This window comes from Campylobacter sp. CNRCH_2016_3089, from assembly GCF_025772505.1.
Taxonomy (GTDB): domain Bacteria; phylum Campylobacterota; class Campylobacteria; order Campylobacterales; family Campylobacteraceae; genus Campylobacter_D; species Campylobacter_D lari_D.
On record NZ_JAKMSF010000044.1, the window covers coordinates 1 to 1,098 of the forward strand.

Genomic DNA, 1,098 nt, shown 5'->3' on the forward strand with positions numbered 1-1,098 from the left:
CAGATAATAAGAGATGATGAAGTAGAGTAAAATGATACTTATGAAACTAGCTGCAATAACTGCAGTAATTTGAATATAGGCCATTTTCTTGCTAGATTCTTCTATGCTGTCTATATCTGTTACACTGCAGATAGTATCTGAATCTATTTTATCGCAAATAGATAATTTTTCTTTACCCATTTCATTAGTATAAAAAAATGCCTCGCCTGGTTTTGCTTTACTAAAAGCTTTAGCAACAATAGCAACATTTTTATTATCTTTGCCAAAATAGTTTTCATCGGTTGAAGCAAATGCAAACAATGCTTTATCAAAAACAAAAGATGAGCCTGGTAAATGTTTTAATCTATCTTCTAATTTCTTCACAGAAACATCGATAGCTAAAACCCCTATAAACTTACCATTTTTAGTTAAAGATATAGAATAGGTAAAAGTAGGAAGCCCCGTTGCTATATCTGTATAAATATCAGTTACATTCCAACCAGTTTTCTTTCTAGCTGCTATATAAAATTCTCTTGTAGTTGCATCATAATTTTGCTCTTTTCCATAAATTAAATAATTTACTCCTTTGGCATCGCTGTCTTTGTTACTTAAAACTAATTCCCCGTCAGGTTTTGCCAAATAAATAGCTTGATAATCGCCTATATCTTTTGCAGCTTTTAACTGAATTCCAACATCTTCTATTAATGTTTCTTCGTTGGCTAAAATTTCATATGGATGATGTAAAATACTTTGGGCAAATCTTTCTAATGCGCTTGAAGAGTTGTTGTAAAAATTTTGTGTTAAATTTTTTGCAGAAATAAGTTTATCTTGTTCTGCTTTTATAACTTCTTTAAATAGAGAGTCTTTTACAAAAACAAAAGTTATAATGCCTAAAATAAGTAGACAAAATATAGCAATAAAATTTGCTATGAGTGAGATTTTTATTTTCGCACTTTTCATTGGTTTTCCTTTTTATGTAAATTTGTAGTTATTTTTTTGAAAGTGAAAAAATTATCTCATAGGAGTATAAATTTAAAAAAACGATATATTAATAAAAAATTATCTATATAAATAATATTGGATAAATATAAATTTTATTAAAACACAATATAAAAAAAC

At 27.4% G+C, this 1,098-nt stretch carries 1 protein-coding gene; it reads right to left on the reverse strand.

Going from position 1 to position 1,098, the window contains the following annotated elements:
- Positions 1–939 (reverse strand): PDC sensor domain-containing protein (locus L8W69_RS09150; RefSeq protein WP_263666989.1); only part of this gene is annotated, 939 nt, incomplete at its 3' end.
- Between the last annotated feature and the right edge of the window lie 159 nt (positions 940–1,098).